The 19,323-nt window shown below is 53.9% G+C and carries 18 protein-coding genes and 2 pseudogenes; 9 read left to right on the forward strand and 11 right to left on the reverse strand.

The genetic code is table 11. The features are described 5' to 3' along the window. Positions 1-127: 127 nt before the first annotated feature. Positions 128-205: pseudogene (locus tag OLG56_RS08435) on the forward strand (hypothetical protein); the annotation flags it as partial. A 129-nt stretch (positions 206-334) separates the two neighbouring features. Here OLG56_RS08435 and sopA read toward each other — a convergent pair. Then, positions 335-2,683, reverse strand: a complete 2,349-nt coding sequence (gene sopA, locus OLG56_RS08440) for an SPI-1 type III secretion system effector HECT-type E3 ubiquitin transferase SopA (protein WP_000704007.1) — start codon at positions 2,681-2,683, stop codon at positions 335-337. Between the two features lie 267 nt (positions 2,684-2,950). Here sopA and OLG56_RS08445 point away from each other — a divergent pair. The 8 genes and pseudogenes from OLG56_RS08445 to OLG56_RS08480 all read left to right on the forward strand — a co-directional run. Continuing rightward, a pseudogene (locus tag OLG56_RS08445) lies at positions 2,951-3,044 on the forward strand (heavy metal-binding domain-containing protein); the annotation flags it as partial. A gap of 258 nt (positions 3,045-3,302) precedes the next feature. After that, positions 3,303-5,579 (forward strand): thiosulfate reductase PhsA, encoded by a 2,277-nt coding sequence (gene phsA, locus OLG56_RS08450; RefSeq protein ID WP_061377426.1) that lies wholly within the window; start codon positions 3,303-3,305, stop codon positions 5,577-5,579. A gap of 14 nt (positions 5,580-5,593) precedes the next feature. After that, positions 5,594-6,172, forward strand: coding sequence for a thiosulfate reductase electron transport protein PhsB (phsB, locus tag OLG56_RS08455; RefSeq protein ID WP_001016234.1), 579 nt, complete (start codon positions 5,594-5,596; stop codon positions 6,170-6,172). Beyond that, on the forward strand, positions 6,169-6,933 hold the full coding sequence (gene phsC / locus OLG56_RS08460) for a thiosulfate reductase cytochrome B subunit (RefSeq protein ID WP_001092549.1): 765 nt from the start codon (positions 6,169-6,171) through the stop codon (positions 6,931-6,933). The genes phsB and phsC overlap by 4 nt, the downstream gene beginning before the upstream one ends. 123 nt (positions 6,934-7,056) lie before the next feature. Next, positions 7,057-8,229 (forward strand): serine-type D-Ala-D-Ala carboxypeptidase DacD, encoded by a 1,173-nt coding sequence (dacD, locus tag OLG56_RS08465; RefSeq protein WP_000925038.1) that lies wholly within the window; start codon positions 7,057-7,059, stop codon positions 8,227-8,229. Between the two features lie 150 nt (positions 8,230-8,379). Next, a complete protein-coding gene (gene sbmC, locus OLG56_RS08470; RefSeq protein WP_000384332.1) occupies positions 8,380-8,847 on the forward strand; it encodes a DNA gyrase inhibitor SbmC in 468 nt (155 codons plus the stop codon). A 118-nt stretch (positions 8,848-8,965) separates the two neighbouring features. Further along, complete coding sequence (locus OLG56_RS08475; RefSeq protein ID WP_001200862.1) at positions 8,966-10,024, forward strand: FUSC family protein; 1,059 nt, start codon at positions 8,966-8,968, stop codon at positions 10,022-10,024. Between the two features lie 244 nt (positions 10,025-10,268). Further along, on the forward strand, positions 10,269-10,604 hold the full coding sequence (locus OLG56_RS08480; protein ID WP_000450405.1) for a DUF496 family protein: 336 nt from the start codon (positions 10,269-10,271) through the stop codon (positions 10,602-10,604). A 33-nt stretch (positions 10,605-10,637) separates the two neighbouring features. On the opposite strand, the gene pduX is transcribed toward OLG56_RS08480, so the two are convergent. The 10 genes from pduX to pduN form a co-directional block, all read right to left on the reverse strand. After that, positions 10,638-11,504: an L-threonine kinase PduX gene (gene pduX, locus OLG56_RS08485; protein WP_001518728.1), complete on the reverse strand. Its 867-nt coding sequence runs from the start codon at positions 11,502-11,504 to the stop codon at positions 10,638-10,640. 93 nt (positions 11,505-11,597) lie between these two features. Next, complete coding sequence (gene pduW / locus OLG56_RS08490; RefSeq protein WP_000120646.1) at positions 11,598-12,812, reverse strand: propanediol utilization propionate kinase PduW; 1,215 nt, start codon at positions 12,810-12,812, stop codon at positions 11,598-11,600. Then, positions 12,797-13,249: a propanediol utilization protein PduV gene (gene pduV, locus OLG56_RS08495; RefSeq protein WP_000826283.1), complete on the reverse strand. Its 453-nt coding sequence runs from the start codon at positions 13,247-13,249 to the stop codon at positions 12,797-12,799. The genes pduW and pduV overlap by 16 nt, the downstream gene beginning before the upstream one ends. 4 nt (positions 13,250-13,253) lie before the next feature. Next, entirely contained in the window at positions 13,254-13,604 is a 351-nt protein-coding gene (gene pduU, locus OLG56_RS08500) for a propanediol utilization microcompartment protein PduU (RefSeq protein WP_000441100.1), read from the reverse strand. After that, on the reverse strand, positions 13,604-14,158 hold the full coding sequence (gene pduT / locus OLG56_RS08505) for a propanediol utilization microcompartment protein PduT (protein WP_000075778.1): 555 nt from the start codon (positions 14,156-14,158) through the stop codon (positions 13,604-13,606). The genes pduU and pduT overlap by 1 nt, the downstream gene beginning before the upstream one ends. 2 nt (positions 14,159-14,160) lie before the next feature. Further along, positions 14,161-15,516 (reverse strand): cobalamin reductase PduS, encoded by a 1,356-nt coding sequence (gene pduS, locus OLG56_RS08510; RefSeq protein WP_061377427.1) that lies wholly within the window; start codon positions 15,514-15,516, stop codon positions 14,161-14,163. Continuing rightward, complete coding sequence (pduQ, locus tag OLG56_RS08515) at positions 15,513-16,625, reverse strand: 1-propanol dehydrogenase PduQ (RefSeq protein WP_001091459.1); 1,113 nt, start codon at positions 16,623-16,625, stop codon at positions 15,513-15,515. The genes pduS and pduQ overlap by 4 nt, the downstream gene beginning before the upstream one ends. A gap of 11 nt (positions 16,626-16,636) precedes the next feature. Next, positions 16,637-18,031 (reverse strand): CoA-acylating propionaldehyde dehydrogenase PduP, encoded by a 1,395-nt coding sequence (gene pduP / locus OLG56_RS08520; protein WP_023212530.1) that lies wholly within the window; start codon positions 18,029-18,031, stop codon positions 16,637-16,639. Continuing rightward, a complete protein-coding gene (pduO, locus tag OLG56_RS08525) occupies positions 18,028-19,038 on the reverse strand; it encodes a two-domain cob(I)yrinic acid a,c-diamide adenosyltransferase PduO (RefSeq protein WP_001029482.1) in 1,011 nt (336 codons plus the stop codon). Before pduO ends, pduP begins: the two co-directional genes overlap by 4 nt. 9 nt (positions 19,039-19,047) lie before the next feature. Further along, positions 19,048-19,323, reverse strand: a complete 276-nt coding sequence (gene pduN / locus OLG56_RS08530) for a propanediol utilization microcompartment protein PduN (protein WP_000549825.1) — start codon at positions 19,321-19,323, stop codon at positions 19,048-19,050.

Raw genomic sequence — 19,323 nt, forward strand, 5'->3', positions numbered from 1 at the left:
CACGCCTGATGTTATATGTATATGAAATATTTTATTCTTTTATTTTGTCGTTGATGGATTGTATTTGTACACCAATTGATATTGTTGCTAATGTTCGTACATGCGATGGTGAGTACAAAATACTAAAATGACCATCAGCGACACTAAGCTACGCTCCCTCTATGGTAAACCATATTCCGGTTCATCTGAAATTACTGATTCCGATTTAGTACTGTATGGAATTTAGGCCAGGGTCAATCTGGCCGGGATCTCAAAAAATGCATGGACTAAAACGGGTCTATTTACAGAGGGACACAACGCTGTGTCCCTTAATTCCATGCGGGTTAAGGCTGGACTACGCCCAGGCCAGTGGCAGGATGGATGACAGAACACTCGGGAAATATTTTCTGGCATGACGTTGCATACTATCCGCCACAACGCTGGTACAGGTAAAGGCGCCATGGAGGCCGTGAAAACGGTCGGACCAGTCGGTAAACTGTTCGCTGGACGGGAAGATCGCCGGAGACAGCTCCCAGGCTTTCTGCATCAGCGCCTCCGCATAGCCTCTCAGGGCCGGCGGAGAGTCATGCTCAGTGCCGAAAATGGCGCTGGAGGAATAGCGTGCGAATGCGGTACTGAGACAGAACAGGGTTTCCGCCTGCTTCTGTGGGGTGGCGTCAGTCAGGTGATAAGCACTGAGGATGTGCTGGTAGTGTGCCGGGCTGAGTTTGCCTTCAGGAAGCAGGGGGTCAAAAATGGTGTTCAGACGCGACACTGAGGCATCATCAATCAACTTCACGGTGGAATGTTTCTGGTTCGTGGCGGCAATAAACTGCTGGTTCAGCTCCCCGTGCTCTTCAGTGCTGAGGATGATATCAATCAGTTCCCCAAAGCGTCGCTGCACGGCCTGCTGATTAAATGCGGCGAGAAACACCGGAAAGTCATGACGGAATAACTCTACCGGAGAGATTTGCGCGGTGGAAACGTTCTCTCCGGCTCGCAGCAGGTAAAAGTTGTCCCATGCAGTGTCAGGAGTAGGGTTTAGCATTGTTAACAGCGTGTCAGTGGAGAGCATCATCGCCGTGTCTGAATCTTGGGAGGAAAGCAGCAGGAAATTATCTGCCGCGCGGGTTGTCCAGTCCGGGCTGCCGTCATAATTGCCGAAGAGCCCATTATGGATGTGGGGAGACACCGCCGGGTGAGCAAGATACTGTTCATAAAGCGCTGCAGCTTTCTGGCGGATGCCATCAGTGCAGTCCACGCCTGTCATACAGTGTAAAATCACCTGATTAAAGAGTCCGCTGTGAGTGGTCATGGCGGCGCTGTTCCTGTCAAACGAATCCAGCAACACAGGCAGTATGCGCTGCTGATAATATGTGTCAGGAGCCGGCAGGGGAACGTCATTATAGGTCTGGCACTGGTGGGCAAAAAAACGTTCCTGAACAGGCCTGATCCACTCGCTGATAAGCGCACTTTGCGTATAGGGGGGGTGGGCCAGTACGCTCACCAGCGAGCTTTCAACTGGCCGGATACGTGCCTCTGTTAAGCGGCCACTCCGAAATGACTTTACCAGATCTTCCATTGCCCGGACTTTTTCCTGTCTGTATTTATCGGGCAGGTTGTTAATGGTCATCAGAATACTTTTACCATTATTATGTTCATGATTTAAAAATCCATCCACAGCGTTCTCAGTCCAAAGGAGTGGCATTTGCAGCCAGATATCACCTAGACGAATAAAATTTCCGCCCCCTGACACTGACGGAGGTGATGAATTATCCGGTTCATTTAAAATAACGTCGGAGAGGTTGGCTTTGTGAGGTATAAGCGTATTTTTTAAGGTTGTATTAATAAAAGAGGGCTGTTGTTGTGTAGTAATTGAATACAGTAAAGACACTTCATTCATGTCTGAATTACTAAATTTCGTATTACTGCAGACTACATCATTCAGTGTCGAATAAGTGAATCGGCATTCGTCAAAATGTAAATGAGATATATCAGAATAAGTAAATTTTGAATTTGAAAAGTTGAACCCCTTGATAATATCGCCGTCTCGCTTCATGAAGTTGGGGGGCAATATTTTGCTGAATTTAATATTACGGAAATCTGCGTTTGAAAAATCGCGATCTGCGGTCGTAAGGGGTTCTCCGGCTTGCTGTCGTAAAACTGCATCCGTGAGTTTCTTAGCCCAGTCGGCAGGTGATGACGGGGAAGACGTAGCCTGAAGTGAGAGGGAGGGGGATACTGGTGGTGTTCTACCTTCAGAAACCGTTGGCCTGTTATTGGCTGATACAGAGACTCCACCGGGGAGCGGGGCCGCACCTGTCACTCTGTAATTATAATCACGTGATTGATTTGCTATATGCTTACGCATGAATGCTGCAGTCATTTTTGAGGCATCTTCTTCTGAAATATTTTTCTTACCTGTATTATTTGTATCTTTAATATTTTTAACAGTAATCAATGTTTTGTTTAAGGTGTTTTTATCTTTCGGCTGAAAGAAGTCTTTTATTTTTTGTGGTAACGTGAACTCAATCGGTGAGTCCTTTCCTGTTTTAAATTTTTCATTTAAAGATGTATGCGTGTTTTTAACACTGGTTATTTTTGAGGCGAGCCCGTTTTTCGTATGTTCACGAATAGAGGTAATTAATTTTTTAACCTGGTTAGGAATAGTAGAAAAATTAATTGTGCCTGATGATATTTTCATTAGAATTCCTTATCAACATCATTATGGAAAAACGGTCTGGATTTTTAACGCCTTAGAAGTAAGTTTCATATGTCGGTATGGCGATGGAGATCACAATTCACCATGTTATCTGGCAGGTTTCTTTCAGAAAGTGTCCATCCTGCCATCATGTCACCGTATTGTGGGATGCTGACGTATCTGAGGAAAAATCCATGCATAAGAGAGCGGGTCGGGTAACGAAGCCTATAAGTGCGCAAAAGTAAACCCGCTTTGATGCTCAATCAGCGTTTTTTCGCCGGCATTCGGGATATCGTCGGCGGACGGTCCGGCGCGTATGAGAAAGAACTGCGAAAAGCCGCGCGAAATCGTTTTTCAGGAACTAATCGTTTTTTTTAAAATATTATTACGTGTTATTGGAGTTGTATCATTTTTATAATTAACAGTGGGTTGTTTGATAATTCTGCTGATTATTCAATGACAGTCCATGTGCGTGTTCAGAAAATATAAAATTTTTATAAAACAAAAGGTTTATCGTGTCGGCATCTTCATTTTAACAACTATTTCAAATTGTGATTGAAGCCGACATTTCATAATACAAATTAAATATAATCTTCAGCTATATCTAATAACAGGAGGTTATATGAGCATTAGTCGTCGTTCTTTTTTGCAGGGGGTAGGCATCGGCTGCTCTGCCTGCGCGCTGGGCGCTTTTCCGCCCGGGGCGCTGGCGCGCAACCCGATTGCCGGCATTAACGGTAAAACCACGCTAACGCCAAGCTTGTGCGAAATGTGTTCCTTTCGTTGCCCTATTCAGGCGCAGGTAGTCAATAACAAGACCGTTTTTATCCAGGGCAATCCTTCTGCGCCGCAGCAGGGGACGCGCATATGCGCCAGGGGCGGGAGCGGCGTCAGCCTGGTCAATGACCCGCAACGGATTGTAAAACCTATGAAACGCACCGGGCCACGCGGCGACGGTGAATGGCAGGTGATTAGCTGGCAACAGGCTTACCAGGAAATCGCGGCGAAAATGAATGCCATCAAAGCGCAGCATGGCCCCGAGAGCGTGGCTTTCTCTTCCAAATCGGGCTCGCTCTCCAGCCATCTTTTCCATCTGGCTACGGCCTTTGGTTCGCCTAATACCTTTACTCACGCCTCAACATGCCCTGCCGGGAAAGCCATTGCGGCAAAAGTGATGATGGGCGGCGATCTGGCGATGGATATCGCTAACACGCGCTATCTGGTTTCGTTTGGCCACAATTTGTATGAAGGGATTGAAGTTGCCGATACCCATGAGTTAATGACCGCGCAGGAGAAGGGGGCCAAAATGGTGAGCTTCGATCCGCGTTTGTCGATATTTTCCAGCAAGGCGGATGAGTGGCACGCTATTCGTCCCGGGGGGGATTTAGCGGTTCTGCTGGCGATGTGCCACGTCATGATTGATGAACAACTCTACGATGCGTCTTTTGTTGAGCGTTATACCAGCGGATTTGAACAGTTAGCACAGGCGGTAAAAGAGACGACGCCGGAATGGGCCGCCGCGCAGGCCGATGTCCCAGCCGACGTTATTGTCCGGGTGACACGCGAACTGGCCGCCTGCGCGCCTCACGCTATTGTCAGTCCTGGTCATCGCGCGACGTTCTCGCAGGAAGAGATCGATATGCGGCGTATGATTTTTACGCTTAATGTACTGCTCGGTAATATTGAGCGTGAAGGCGGGCTATATCAGAAAAAAAACGCGTCGGTTTACAACAAACTGGCCGGAGAAAAGGTCGCGCCAACGCTGGCGAAACTCAACATTAAAAATATGCCGAAACCGACGGCGCAACGCATCGATTTGATCGCACCGCAGTTTAAATATATCGCCGCTGGCGGCGGCGTGGTGCAAAGCATTATTGACGCGGCGTTAACCCAGAAGCCTTACCCGATAAAGGCGTGGATTATGTCGCGGCATAATCCTTTCCAGACCGTCACCTGTCGTTCGGACCTGGTAAAAACCGTTGAGCAACTGGATCTGGTGGTCAGTTGCGATGTCTATTTGAGCGAGAGCGCGGCATATGCCGACTATCTGCTGCCGGAATGCACCTATCTCGAACGGGACGAAGAGGTATCGGATATGTCGGGACTGCACCCGGCTTACGCTCTGCGCCAACAGGTCGTAGAGCCGATTGGCGAGGCGCGTCCGAGTTGGCAAATCTGGAAAGAACTTGGCGAGCAGTTGGGATTAGGGCAGTACTATCCGTGGCAGGATATGCAGACGCGCCAACTCTATCAGTTGAACGGCGACCATGCCTTAGCGAAGGAACTGCGACAGAAAGGGTATCTCGAATGGGGAGTTCCGCTGCTATTACGCGAACCAGAATCCGTTCGCCAGTTTACGGCGCGTTACCCCGGCGCTATCGCGACGGACAGCGACAACACCTATGGCGAACAGCTTCGCTTCAAATCGCCCTCCGGCAAAATCGAACTTTATTCCGCAACCCTGGAGGAATTGCTCCCAGGCTACGGCGTTCCGCGCGTTCGTGACTTTGCGCTTAAAAAAGAGAATGAGCTTTACTTCATTCAGGGCAAGGTGGCCGTGCATACCAATGGCGCGACGCAGTACGTACCTTTACTCAGCGAGCTAATGTGGGATAACGCGGTCTGGGTCCATCCGCAAACGGCGCAAGAAAAAGGCATTAAGACCGGAGATGAGATCTGGCTGGAAAATGCTACGGGTAAAGAGAAAGGTAAGGCGCTGGTGACGCCCGGTATCCGTCCGGACACGCTTTTTGTCTATATGGGATTTGGCGCTAAAGCTGGGGCCAAAACGGCGGCGACGACACACGGTATCCACTGTGGCAATTTACTGCCGCACGTGACGAGTCCGGTATCCGGTACGGTAGTGCATACCGCAGGCGTGACGCTGAGCCGGGCATGAGGGAGGAGGGAACCATGAATCATTTAACGAATCAGTACGTCATGCTGCATGATGAAAAACGTTGTATCGGCTGCCAGGCGTGTACCGTTGCTTGCAAAGTGCTTAATGACGTACCGGAGGGATTTAGCCGCGTACAGGTACAAATTCGCGCCCCTGAACAGGCATCCAACGCACTAACCCATTTTCAATTTGTCCGCGTCTCCTGTCAGCACTGTGAAAATGCGCCATGTGTCAGCGTTTGTCCTACCGGAGCGTCATATCGTGATGAAAACGGGATCGTGCAGGTGGATAAATCGCGCTGTATTGGCTGCGATTATTGTGTTGCCGCGTGTCCTTTCCATGTGCGCTATTTGAATCCGCAAACCGGCGTCGCCGACAAGTGTAACTTCTGTGCCGACACGCGGTTGGCGGCTGGCCAGTCTCCGGCGTGCGTATCCGTTTGCCCAACGGACGCGCTGAAATTCGGCAGACTGGATGAGAGCGAGATCCAGCGCTGGGTCGGTCAGAAAGAGGTCTATCGCCAGCAGGAGGCGCGTAGCGGCGCGGTCAATCTGTACCGTCGTAAAGAAGTCCATCAGGAGGGTAAAGCATGAATACTATCTGGGGAGCGGAACTACATTATGCGCCAGATTATTGGCCGCTGTGGTTAATTTACGCAGGCGTCGTGGTGCTGCTCATGCTTGTTGGGCTGGTTATCCATGCGTTATTGCGCCGGATGCTGGCGCCAAAAACGGCGGGCGGCGAAGAGCATCGTGACTATCTCTACTCGCTGGCGATTCGCCGTTGGCATTGGGGAAATGCGTTACTGTTTGTTTTATTACTGTTAAGCGGTTTATTTGGTCATTTTTCTCTCGGCCCTGTAGCGCTAATGGTACAAGTGCATACCTGGTGTGGTTTTGCCTTACTGGCTTTCTGGGTCGGGTTTGTGCTGATCAACCTCACCACAGGTAACGGGTGTCACTATCGGGTAAATTTTTCCGGACTGGTGACGCGCTGCATACGCCAGACGCGTTTTTACCTTTTTGGCATCATGAAGGGGGAAGCGCATCCGTTCGCGGCAACAGAGCAGAGTAAGTTCAATCCACTGCAACAACTGGCATATCTGGCAATTATGTACGCGCTGGTACCGCTGTTAATCATCACCGGTTTGCTGTGTCTCTATCCGCAGGTTGCGGGTCTGGGCCCTGTGATGCTGGTGCTGCATATGGCGCTTGCTATCATCGGCTTACTGTTTATTTGCGCGCATCTCTATCTGTGTACTCTTGGCGACACGCCGGGACAAATTTTCCGTAGCATGGTTGACGGCTATCATCGTCATCGTACCGCGCCGCGCGGGGATAAGTCCGCCGTCTGAGCGTATCCATAAAATAAAGTCAGCAAGAAAATGTGCCTTGTGTCACATTTTCTTGCAATTTATCCATGTTTGTTTAACTGAACTTCCGTAAAAAGAACGGCAAATAGAGACCATCCTGAGGACATGCTGTTGAAACGCCGTTTGTTTATTGCCGCTTCTTTATTCGCGATGCACCTTTCTCCTGCGCTTGCGGCCGATGCCGTAAGTTTTGCTCCCCAACCGCCAGCCATTGATGCAGGCGCCTGGGTGTTGATGGATTACACTACGGGACAGGTTCTTACCGCCGGTAATGAACACCAGCAACGTAATCCCGCCAGCCTTACCAAGCTAATGACGGGCTACGTCGTCGATCGCGCCATCGATAGTCATCGTATCAGCCCTGACGATATCGTCACCGTTGGGCGCGACGCCTGGGCGAAGGATAATCCGGTGTTTGTCGGCTCCTCGTTGATGTTTTTAAAAGAAGGGGATCGCGTGTCGGTGCGTGATTTAAGCCGTGGCTTAATCGTGGATTCCGGTAACGATGCCTGTGTGGCGCTGGCGGATTATATCGCGGGCGGGCAGCCGCAGTTTGTGGCGATGATGAACAGCTATGTGAAAAAACTCAATTTGCAGGATACCCATTTTGAAACCGTCCACGGTCTGGATGCGCCGGGACAACATAGCTCCGCGTATGACCTGGCCGTACTCTCCCGGGCGATTATTCACGGCGAGCCTGAATTCTATCACATGTACAGCGAGAAAAGCCTGACCTGGAACGGCATCACGCAGCAGAACCGTAACGGCTTGTTATGGGATAAGACCATGCATATCGATGGGCTTAAAACCGGACACACATCGGGGGCGGGATTTAATCTTATCGCATCGGCGGTGGACGGGCAGCGTCGACTTATCGCTGTTGTGATGGGAGCGAAAAGTTCGAAAGGCCGTGAAGAACAGGCGCGAAAACTGTTGCAGTGGGGCCTGCAAAACTTTGCGACGGTGCAGATTTTGCACAGCGGTAAAAAAGTGGGCAGCGAGCGAATCTGGTATGGAGACAAAGAAAAGATTGCGCTGGGTACGGAACAGGATTTCTGGATGGCGCTGCCTAAAGCGGAAATTCCGCATATCAAAGCAAAATATGTGCTGGATAGAAAAGAGCTGGAGGCGCCAATCGCCGCTCATCAACAGGTAGGTGAAATAGAGCTCTACGATCGGGATAAACTGATCGCTCAGTGGCCGCTGGTTACTCTGGAATCGGTGGGTAAAGGCGGTATGTTCTCTCGTCTGAGCGACTATTTTCAGCATAAAGCGTAAGCCGTTGTCACACACCGTTCACCGCCATCTGAGGTGTCAAAAGGGCGGGATTGCGAGGTTGCTCACAAAATGATCACGCAGTCCTTGTGACCGTAAAAGGCTGTAATTATACTGTACATTCATACAGTATAGTAAAGTGACGGAGGCAGCATGGATTACGAAATCAGGCAGGAACAAAAACGCAAGATAGCCGGTTTCCGCATGGTCGGTCCATGGGAACACACCGTGAAGCAGGGTTTTGAACAACTGATGACGTGGGTGGATCGACAGCGGATCGTGCCAGTTGAATGGATTGCCGTCTATTACGACAATCCAGATGTCGTACCTGCGGAAAAACTCCGCTGCGATACCGTGGTGTCCGTGGCAGAGAATTTCATCCTGCCGGACAATAGCGAAGGCGTAATCGTGACCGCCATTGAAGGCGGCGAATATGCCACTGCTGTCGCGCGTGTGGAAGACCGTGACTTTGCGAAGCCGTGGGAACGGTTTTTTGACGTCCTGGAGCAGGATAGCGCTTATCAGATAGCCTCTGCGCCCTGTTTTGAAACCTATCTGAATAACGGCATGGAAGATGGATACTGGGATATTGAAATGTATATTCCGGTACAGCGGAAGTGATCGACTGGTTTCCTGGCTGAAAAGAGCGGACGGATAATGTGTTCCGTCCGCCAGTGCGCTATTTTTGCTATAAAGCAGGTACAATGCATTTTTTGCCATTCCCGTAAGGAGCGCAAGCGTGCGTGCCGATAAGTCATTAAGCCCTTTTGAAATACGGTTGTACCGTCATTATCGCATCGTGCATGGCATACGTATCGCCCTGGCGTTCATTCTTACCTTTCTGCTGGTTCGTCTGTTTTCTATTCCCGAGGGCACATGGCCGCTAATCACATTAGTGGTGATTATGGGGCCCATCTCATTCTGGGGAAATGTAGTGCCTCGTGCTTTTGAGCGCATAGGCGGTACGATCCTGGGCGCGGCGTTAGGGCTGGTGGCGCTACGCCTGGAGCTCTTTTCCTTACCGCTGATGCTGGTGTGGTGTGCGATAGCGATGTTTTTGTGCGGCTGGCTGGCATTAGGGAAAAAACCGTATCAGGCGCTACTGATAGGCATAACGCTCGCCGTTGTTGTCGGCGCTCCCGCTGGTGATATGAATACGGCATTATGGCGTGGCGGGGATGTGATTTTGGGGTCGCTACTGGCGATGTTGTTTACCGGCGTCTGGCCCCAGCGCGCCTTTTTGCACTGGCGCATCCAACTGGCGCATTGCGTCACGGCGTATAATCGGGTGTATCAGGCAGCGCTGTCGCCGAATTTGCTGGAGCGCCCCCGGTTGGATAAACATTTGCAACGGTTGCTGAACGATGTCGTCAAAATGCGCGGGCTGATAACGCCCGCCAGTAAAGAAACCCGGATACAAAAATCTATTTTCGAGGCCATTCAGACCATCAACCGCAATCTGGTTTGTATGCTTGAATTACAAATCAATGCCCACTGGGCGACGCGCGCCAGCCATTTTGTGATGCTTAACGCGCACACATTGCGTGAAACCCAGCAGATGACGCAGCAAACCTTGCTAACGATCGCCCACGCGTTGTTTGAAGGCAACCCGCAGCCGGTACTGGCAAACACCGGTAAACTGAATGATATTGCTGCCGAGTTGCGGCAGCTAATGAACGAGCAGCAGGGCGACGCGGTGGCTGAAACCCCCATCCACGGCTATGTTTGGCTAAGTATGGAAACGGCCCGACAGTTGGAACTGCTTTCGCATTTGATCTGCCGGGCTTTGCGCAAATAAAAAGCAGATGGGGCGAATGAATTTGTTGCTGCTTCGATTCAGCAAAGATTAAGAGTATGATACTAATATAAGGATAAAATGAGTGCTACTGGCAACGATTTTATCTCCGAACCTTCAGGTTTCCCCAGACGGCGACGTAACGGTGTTTCCTCTGGCGGCTTGAAGTATGACGGGGATAAACGTAATGTTTATCCACTAGCAGTTGCTTAACGAATCCGAATCTCACATTATCAGGGGTGTAAAAATGGAAACAACCAAGCCTTCTTTCCAGGACGTGCTGGAGTTTGTTCGTCTGTTCCGTCGCAAAAATAAACTGCAACGTGAAATTCAGGACATTGAGAAGAAGATCCGTGACAACCAGAAGCGTGTGCTGCTGCTGGACAACCTGAGCGACTACATCAAGCCAGGTATGAGCGTTGAGGCGATTCAGGGTATCATCGCCAGTATGAAAAGCGACTATGAAGATCGTGTTGATGACTACATCATTAAAAATGCCGAAATCTCCAAAGAGCGTCGCGACATTTCCAAAAAGCTGAAAGCGATGGGCGAAATGAAACACGCCGATGTAAAAGCCGAATAATGCGCTACGGCAGTGGGAGCGTATATCAGGCTCTCACTGCAGTTTGACCCCGCCTGTGACCATCTTGAGTAAATGTTGTTTTGGCCAGTGTCGGGTAAGTTTTTTCTCTGCCAGCTTACCTTTCAGACGCGCAATATCATGACGTTTCCGGTCCAGCATCAGACCCACCACGCTACCGCTATGCGCCACGTTCAATCCGTATAAATCACACTCTTCGACCAGCGACAGCAGGGCGGTAAAGCCCGGCTTAGGTAACAGCGTCTGGCTGGCGATAGCGCTAAGCGTAGCCGCCTCACCCAGTCGGAGCGGATTTTGCGTTATACAGGCTTCCTGCACCAGATTCCAGGCCTGCTGCAAGGTTGCTGAACTTGCTATTAATTTCTGCTGGCGAGGGAGACGGTGGTAATCTTGCGTGCGCAGTGTGACCGGGCTTTCCAGTACCAGCAAATCGATTGGCGGCGGTGGCTCGCAGGCGATTTGCGTGGCCGCATTATTATGATCAAACAGCGTTAACTGATGAAAAACGGTGCTATCAGTGGGTTCGATTGAGACGCAAAGCTGTGCAAGGGTGGTTTCATCCAGCGAATGGCCAAGATGATGCGCCGTTGCCACCGCCGTAGCGGCGATATCTGCGGTGCTGCTGGCCATGCCTTTGGCAACGGGAATTGACGAACGCACATCGACGCGAATCTCGTTACTCCAGTGCGCAGGATACTGCCAGTGCGCCAGAACGCGCTCCACCATCGCCCGCGACAATGGACGCTCGTTTACCAGCGGCGGCGCAGCCGTGACTGCTACGGTGCTGTACCAGTCAACAGGGCAGGAGACCAGTTTCTCACTGCCCAGAATCCATCCCTGGATAAGTTCCCCGCATGAGGCGGGGCATTGCGCAACAGCCACGTTATCACCTTTCAGGTACAAATAGTGTGCGCGCATAGTGTCATGGTAAAAGCGTTATTACCATGACTTGCCGCAATGCGTCGTATAACCCTCTCAGGCTGGTACACAAAGCCCTTCCGTGGCAGGTAGCGCAACGCGCATAACGTCTTGTGCGATCATTAACTCTTCGTTGGTGTTGATGACGGCGACTTTCACCAGGGCGTTCTCCGTCTGGATAAATGTCGCATTACGCTGATTTTTCTCTTCATCAACGGCTAAGCCCAAAAATTGCAAATTATGGCACACCGCCGATCTGGCGCGCGCTGAGTTCTCGCCAATGCCCCCAGTGAATACCAGCGCATCCAGTCCTCCCATTTGCATAATATAGCTGCCGATGGTGGCGCGAATGCGTTCGGCAAACAGAGTGAGAGCGAGTTTAGCCTGCCGGTTACCGGTATTGGCTGCCTGTTCGACATCGCGGTAATCAGACGACACGCCAGAAACGCCCAGCAAGCCTGACTCATTATTTAATAACTGATTCAACTGTTGCGGCGTTTTGTTTTCGCGCTGGGCTATCCACGGCAGAATAGAGGGATCAATATCTCCGCTACGAGTGCCCATCATCACGCCTGACTGCGGCGTAAAGCCCATCGACGTATTGACCGAACGCCCGTTCTTGATAGCGCAAATGCTGCTACCGTTTCCAAGATGACAACAAATCACCCGTAATGCGCTGAGTGGTACGCCCAGCTTTTCAGCCAGAACGCCGCTGACATACTTATGGCTGGTGCCATGAAAGCCATAACGGCGAATCCCCAGTTCAGCGTAATAATGCCAGGGAAGCGGGTAAATATAAGCGGGTTCATCCAGCGTCTGGTGAAATGCCGTATCAAACACGGCTACGGAAGGGGCATCAGGCAACAGTTGACGAAAAACGTGAATACCCAACGCGTTTACCGGGTTGTGAAGCGGAGCCAGTTCGGCAAGACGTTCGATTTGCGCTAACGTTTCATCCGTGACCAGCGTCGAGTCTTTAAAAAACTCACCGCCGTGCGCCACACGATGGCCCACCCCGTCAATGTCCCGCAGACTGTTAATGATTTGATAACCCAGCAGCTTTTCCAGAAGCAGCGTTACCGCATCGCGATGATCGGCAACGGGGACGGTTTCCTGCCATTTTTGGCTGTGCGTCTTAATTGTCACCTGCGCATCCGCCATACCGATACGTTCAATCAGCCCCTGACAGAGCATGTCGCCCTGCGGCATCTCCAGCAGCTGGAATTTTAACGATGAGCTGCCGGCGTTAATGGCCATTATTTTGTAAGACATAAAGGTTCCTTCGAATTCAGAAAATCCAGCACGGCGTCGAGACCCGAATTATTCAACGCGCTGGTAATAAAAATCTGCCGGGCGCCAGCCTGCGTAAGCCATTCCGCAACCAGCGAAATACGCTGCGGCTCGGCGAGATCGGCCTTGGTGACCAGGCCAATCGTCGGGCGGTTCATCGGGGCGGTAAACCCCGGAGAAAAGGGCGACCACTGGGCGTCGGCATTCAGCACCAGCGCGATGACGTCGGCCTCGCAGGCGCTGGTTAGCAGGGCGCTATACAGGCAGCGGTTCTCCAGATATTCGCCCGGCGTATCGATAGTCATCGGAGACCATTCAATGGCCTGAGTTTTCTTATAATGGAGCGCTTCGCCGCGCAGGCTTTGGGTCAGCGAGGTTTTCCCGCATTGGCTGGGGCCGATAAACATCAAACGCTTCATGACGTTACGTCCGGGTGATCGAGCAAGTGGTGAACTGCATCATCTCGCCCAGGGTGCGCGTCACCTGTTTAAGGGCATATTCCACGGCGGAAACATCGCCAGTCAGCACCACCGCGCCGGTAAAGCGGTCAAGAAAACCAATCTCCACCGCGCCGGATTTGGTAGCAATATCGCAGGCGATAATCGACGCCTCGCTCGGCGTGATGGTAAGGATGCCAATCGCGGAAACCGCATCCGGCAGGCCCAGCTTCTTAAAGAGATCTTTCCCCGGATTGGCAATCAGGTGCGCGAGGGTGACCTGTTTCCCGGGAACGTACTCCTGAATCATGCGATCCGTTGTTGGCTGTCTTTCCATTATCCCTCCACCATCTGTCGCCACATGGCTTCATGCGGGCGCGGGATCACCGAGCGGTAAACCAGCAACCCTTTCTCGCCCGCGCTTTCGCTGGCAACCGTCACGGCGTTATTGACGTCAGAAACGTCGCCCGCCACCACCATGTAGCATTTACCGCCGATGCCGAAGGCCATATGCACCCGCACCAGGGTGACGTTTGAGCCTTTCACCGCCCGGTCTGCGGCGCTAATGCAGGCCGCCACGCTCCAGGTTTCGACGATACCTACCGCCTGGCGCTTATCGACGCTGTTCAGGCCGCTGATGGCCGGAAGTACGCTGGGATGAATATTCGCCAGCACCAGGCTGTCGACGAGCATCTCGCCGGCCTGCGACGTACCGGTTTCAATAGCCTGCTGGACAGCGCCAATATCGCCGCCAAGCATCAGTAAAAACTTCCCCGGGCAGATGGTCTTGCTGACCAGCAGATTAACGTTGGCGCTTTTCAGCATGGCATCACCAAGCTCCATGCCTTTGGCGATGCTGGTGAGTTCTAAAATTCCTATAGCCTGAGACATGGTTAACCTCTTACAACCGTGATGGCCTGTTCGCTGATGGCCGAAACAATGCCGTCGATGCTGGCGTGAATGGGGGCGCCGAGCGCGCCAGTCGGGACATCGGCAACGCATTGCCCGCGCGTCACGCGTTCTCCCACCGCAACGTTCGCTACCGCGCTGGCACCAATATGCTGGCGCAGCTGCAAAGTGACTTTTTCTACTGACGGCTCTTCTTCAACCAGCGGTGCCTCCTGGTACCAGGGGCTTAGTCCCAGTTTGGCGATCAGCCGCTTCACCGGCACCAGGCGATATTTCGCCATTTCGTCGGCTGGATTCAGCGGCCCTTCGTAGCGCTGGTTTTGCGCCCGCAGCTCGCGTTTTAACATGCGGTTGATGCGCATCGGCGAGATCCCCACCGGGCAGGCCACGCTTTCGCAAACGTTGCATTCCGAGCAGGTAAGGGCGCTCAGCAGCAACTGCGGCGTGGCAGCCTGATGAAAGTTCACCGCCCGCACCAGCAGGTGCGGGGAGAGTTCGTGGCCGATCAGGTGTCGCGGACAGAGATCGGTACACAGTCGGCACTGTTCGCAGACGGTACGCGCGACGGAAAGCACCGTGCGCTCGTCCTGCATTCTCCGCTGGATAAGCGGATGGCTTTTTGGGAGCACCAGCAGGCCGCCGGTAGTTTTCGTCACCGGGTTATCAAGAGAGGTAATCAGGCCACCCATCATCGGGCCGCCGTTAATAAAACCAGGGTCGTCGACCGTTGCGCCGCCCGCCAGCGCCAGCACTTCATGCAGTGACATGCCGACAGGAACGGTAACGGTCAACGGTCTGGCGACCGCGCCGTTCACGGTCAACGTGCGACGAGTGACCGGAAACTGCTGCTCGACCGCCCGGGCAATATTCAGCACCGTTTGCACGTTATTGACGACCACGCCGACGCTGGCCGGTAGCGCAGCCGGGGCGACCCGGCGGCCGGTTGCCATCCAGATAGTCAGCACCTCATCGCCCGCAGGATAAACATCCGGCAGGATATGCAGGCGGATACCGGCTGGCAGCTGTGGGGTAAGGGCATCGATGGCCCGGCGGTATTTTTCTTTCAGGGCTATCACCCCTTCGCGCGCGCCGGTTGCCGTCATCGCGTACTGCACGCCGCGGACAAGACGCGCGGCCTGCTGCCACATCAGTTGCTGGTCAACTTTGAGCATCGGTTCACACTCGGCGGCGTTCACCAGAAAAATCTCTACCTGCGCCTGTAGTTTGACGTGAGCGGGAAAACCTGCGCCGCCCGCGCCGACAACGCCCGCTGCGCGGACGCGCTCGCGAATTTCATCAGCGCTATGAGACATTTCAACGACGTTGACGGCGGTACTCATAGCAGTTCCTCCAGCAGTTCCCGAATTTCCTCGGCGCTGGCCGGGCGCGGGTTGGTGCGCAGCGTAACGTCAGCCAGCGCAGCCTGCACCATCGCCGGAATGCGTGCGGAAAAGTCGGATCTTCCTTCTTTAAGCGCAACGGCCAGTGAGGGAAGGGCACAGCGTTGCTTAAGCAGTTCGATTTGCTGAATTAGCGCATTGATTGCCGCAACGTCATTGGCTTCTGCCGGGCAAAAGCCGCAGGCTTTGGCCATTCGCGCGTAGCGTTTGGCGGCGCGCGGAACTCCGGCGTTAAAACGGATAACCGTGGTTAACAGCAGGGCGTTGGCCAGGCCATGCGGAAGATGAAACTGCCCACCAAGCTGGTGGGCGATAGCGTGGTTAAGCCCCAGCCCCGCCTGGCTGAAGGCCATCCCGGCGAGCGTTGAAGCGTTGTGCATTTTCCCGCGCGTCGCCACGCAGTCGCCTTTTTCCACCGCCGTGGGCAGGTACTGAAACACCAGTTTGGCGGCTTTTTCCGCCAGCGCGTCGGTAAAGTCGCTGGCGTGCGGTGAAACCCACGCTTCCAGGGCGTGGGTCAGCACGTCCATGCCGGTGTTGGCGGTAATCTGCGGCGGTACGCTGACCACCAGCTCCGGGTCGAGGATCGCCATATCCGGATACAGCGCATTGTTGAACAGCGGATACTTAATGCCTTTATCCGGGTCGCTAATTACGCAGGCGCTGGTGACTTCCGAACCGGTGCCGCTGGTGGTCGGGATCGCCACGCAGGTTTCGATATTGATGCCGCTTTGCTGGCTAAACCAGACAATCGCTTTCGCCGCGTCCATTGCCGAGCCGCCGCCAAAACCAATCACCACCTGCGGCTGCAGGGCCTGCATTTGCGCAATGCCCTGCACCACGGTATGGATGGTGGGGTCCGGCGTTATCTCGCTAAAGACGCTGATGCGGTTATCTGCGGGCAGCGCGTTACGCAGGGTATCCAGCAGCGGAGAGCGAGCCAGAAAGCCATCGCAGATTATCCAGATGTGCTTATTGGTAAAGCGCTTGAGCACCGCCAGGCTGCCCTGACCGCTGTACAACCGCGTTTGTAGTGAGAAGGTATTCATCGCGACCTCGGTTAGCGAATAGAAAAGCCGTTGGTCAGCACGCAGCGCCGGGAGCGGGCAAAAGTACGCGCTGACGTGGTCCCTTCACCGGTTGGCGTGGCGATAGTGAAGGTGGTAAAGCCTTCGCCGCCGACGCCGATCCCGGCATAAGAGGGGCCGTTTTTGACGAATATCGAGGTTTGCAGCGTGCGGGCCGCGAGGTTCAGGCGCGACACGTTCTGCGAGTGCATAATGGCGGTATGATGCAGCCCCTCTTCAACCTTCAGGGCCAGCGCCAGCGCGCTATCGAAATCGCTGACTTTTACCACCGGCAGCATCGGCATCAGCTGTTCGCTGGTGACCCACGGATCGTCAGCGCTAACCAGAGCAATCAGCAGACGCGGCGCTTTTGCAGGGACAGCGATCCCGGCGGCTTCCAGCATGGCCGATGGGCTCTTGCCGACCAGTTTTTTATTGGCCTGACCTTCAGGCAGGCAGACGGCGCGGAGTTTGTCGGTATCGGCCGGGCTTAGCAGCAGCGCGCCGAAGGTTTGCATTTGCTGCACCAGACGTTCGGCGACGCTCTCCACTACGATCAGGCTCTTTTCGGCAATGCAGGGCAGGTTGTAATCGAATGACGCGCCGTTAATGATATCTTCCGCCGCTTTCACCAGGTCTGCCGTTTCATCGACGATGCAGGGCGGGTTACCCGCGCCAGCGCCAATCACCTTCTTACCGCTCTTCATGCCCATTGCCACAATGCCCGGGCCGCCGGTAATGGCCAGTACTGCGATTCGCGGGTGGGCCATCATCTGCTGGGTCGCTTCGAAGGTGGGTTCAGCCACGGTCACCACCAGATTGCGGATGCCGCAGCAGCGGAAGGCAATCTCTTCAATCAGGCTAATCAGCTTCAGAGAGACCTTTTTCGCGCCCGGATGCGGGCTAAAGTAGACGCTGTTGCCCGCCGCCAGCATGCTGATGCTGTTGTTGATGATGGTTTCCGTCGGGTTGGTGCTTGGCGCGACCGAACCGATAACGCCAAACGGTGAGTATTCAAAGAGTACCATGCCGCCGTCACCGGTCAGCGCGGTGGTGGTGAGATCTTCTACGCCCGGCGTGTTGTCCAGCGCAGCCTTGTTTTTGAGGAATTTATCTTCTTTGTTGCCCATTCCCGTTTCATTGGCGCTCTCTTCCGCCAGGGTCGCCAGCAGCGGCGTCAGCTCCTGACGCATCGCGCTGATAATGGCGCTGCGGGTTTTTAGCGGGCACTGCTGATAACGTAAGAACGCCTGGTGCGCGGCATCGATGGCCTCGCTCACGGACTGGAAAATCCCTTTGCCCTGAGGCTGGGCCGTAGTTTGCGCCGGCGTTGTTAATTGCTCGCTAAGAATGGTGCGAATCAGGGTTTCGAGTTCAGAAGTATTCATTGATGAGTTCCCACGTTAATAGCCGCGATGGCGGTCTGTGCTATGTCCATGTCCTGCTCAACGCTGCCGCCGCTGATGCCAAGACCCCCAATTAATATGCCGTCGCGCCATAGGGCGTAACCGCCGCCAAAGGTGACCACTTTTCCCTGTAAATGACTTTCCAGGCCATAAAGCGCCGCGCCTGGCTGAACAACATCGCTCAGCTCATGGGTCGCCGTTTTCATTGCCACTGCGGTCCATGCCTTTTTCGGCGCCAGTTCGCTGCTGACCAGCAGGGCGTCCGGCATCCGCCAGGTCACAGTTTCCGTACCGTGCGCGTCAACGATGCTGACGACTACCGGAACCTGCAGTTGCTGCGCGCGTTCAACGGCGGCGCGGGTGAGCTGGTGCAGATCGTGGAATGAGAGAGCCACGGGCGTTGTCTCCTTGCTGCGGGTCGGCTGGCTGGCAGCCAGATAGCGCTTGCTAACTTCACGGATGATGTTGGCCTGGTGCGCATCGCTATCTTCCGCGCGGGCCAGGGCGTACAGGCAGTCCGATAAGCGGTTGATGTAGCGCATCAGCACCTGACGTACGTTGACTTCCGCCGCCAGCTCAACCAGACGGCGTTCGGCGCGGCGCGCCAGCGTGCGGGCAAAATGTAAGCGGCTCGCGGCTTCGCAGCGTCCGGGTAAAATAAAGCTGTGCAGCGGTTCGACGCGGGCCATTGCCCGATCGATAGCGGCTTCCAGGGCCGAAATCTCTTCGCTGCTGATGTAGCGCTGTTTGGGCGACGGCTGCTCGCTGTCGCTGGCCAGCTCTGCGCTAAACCAAAAAAGTTGCTGCTGGATGGCCTCGAGTAAGGTGCGGTGATTTTCATCCGCAGCGGCGCAGGCGCACAGGCTCAGCGCGGCGTTCAGCTCATCCAGCGTGCCGTAGGCTTCAACCCGCGGGTGGGTTTTGCTCACCCGCTGGCCGGTAAACAGTGATGTGGTGCCAGCGTCACCTGTTCGGGTATAAATCGCCATAACCGCCCCTTAACGCGAAAGCGTATCTACAATGCCGACAACGGCGAGGTCGATGGCCTCATTTGGCCCGGAAAAAACGTGCCTGGCGCTGGAGCCGCCGCTGAGCAAAACCAGTTCGCCGACGCCTGCGCCGACGGAGTCCACGGCCACTTCATCGCCGGAGGTGGGCGAGGCGGGGAGTTCGCCATCGGCGCTGACCCGACGCACCAGCAGCAGCTTTTTCCCAATCAAAGAAGGTGATTTTTGCGTGGAGACAACCGCGCCCGTGACTCGTGCCAGATGCAT

The sequence above is a fragment of the Salmonella sp. 2018103 genome (genome assembly GCF_026247685.1).
Classification (GTDB): Bacteria; Pseudomonadota; Gammaproteobacteria; order Enterobacterales; family Enterobacteriaceae; genus Salmonella; species Salmonella enterica.

Coding starts and splice junctions, on each gene's coding strand:
- pduW (WP_000120646.1), bottom strand. CDS start 12,812: ATGTCTTACAAAATAATGGCCATTAACGCCGGCAGCTCATCGTTAAAA.
- sbmC (WP_000384332.1), top strand. CDS start 8,380: ATGGATTACGAAATCAGGCAGGAACAAAAACGCAAGATAGCCGGTTTC.
- sopA (WP_000704007.1), bottom strand. CDS start 2,683: ATGAAAATATCATCAGGCACAATTAATTTTTCTACTATTCCTAACCAG.
- dacD (WP_000925038.1), top strand. CDS start 7,057: ATGCTGTTGAAACGCCGTTTGTTTATTGCCGCTTCTTTATTCGCGATG.
- pduV (WP_000826283.1), bottom strand. CDS start 13,249: ATGAAGCGTTTGATGTTTATCGGCCCCAGCCAATGCGGGAAAACCTCG.
- phsB (WP_001016234.1), top strand. CDS start 5,594: ATGAATCATTTAACGAATCAGTACGTCATGCTGCATGATGAAAAACGT.
- pduO (WP_001029482.1), bottom strand. CDS start 19,038: ATGGCGATTTATACCCGAACAGGTGACGCTGGCACCACATCACTGTTT.
- pduN (WP_000549825.1), bottom strand. CDS start 19,323: ATGCATCTGGCACGAGTCACGGGCGCGGTTGTCTCCACGCAAAAATCA.
- pduQ (WP_001091459.1), bottom strand. CDS start 16,625: ATGAATACCTTCTCACTACAAACGCGGTTGTACAGCGGTCAGGGCAGC.
- pduT (WP_000075778.1), bottom strand. CDS start 14,158: ATGTCTCAGGCTATAGGAATTTTAGAACTCACCAGCATCGCCAAAGGC.
- pduU (WP_000441100.1), bottom strand. CDS start 13,604: ATGGAAAGACAGCCAACAACGGATCGCATGATTCAGGAGTACGTTCCC.
- OLG56_RS08480 (WP_000450405.1), top strand. CDS start 10,269: ATGGAAACAACCAAGCCTTCTTTCCAGGACGTGCTGGAGTTTGTTCGT.
- phsC (WP_001092549.1), top strand. CDS start 6,169: ATGAATACTATCTGGGGAGCGGAACTACATTATGCGCCAGATTATTGG.
- pduS (WP_061377427.1), bottom strand. CDS start 15,516: ATGAGTACCGCCGTCAACGTCGTTGAAATGTCTCATAGCGCTGATGAA.
- phsA (WP_061377426.1), top strand. CDS start 3,303: ATGAGCATTAGTCGTCGTTCTTTTTTGCAGGGGGTAGGCATCGGCTGC.
- pduP (WP_023212530.1), bottom strand. CDS start 18,031: ATGAATACTTCTGAACTCGAAACCCTGATTCGCACCATTCTTAGCGAG.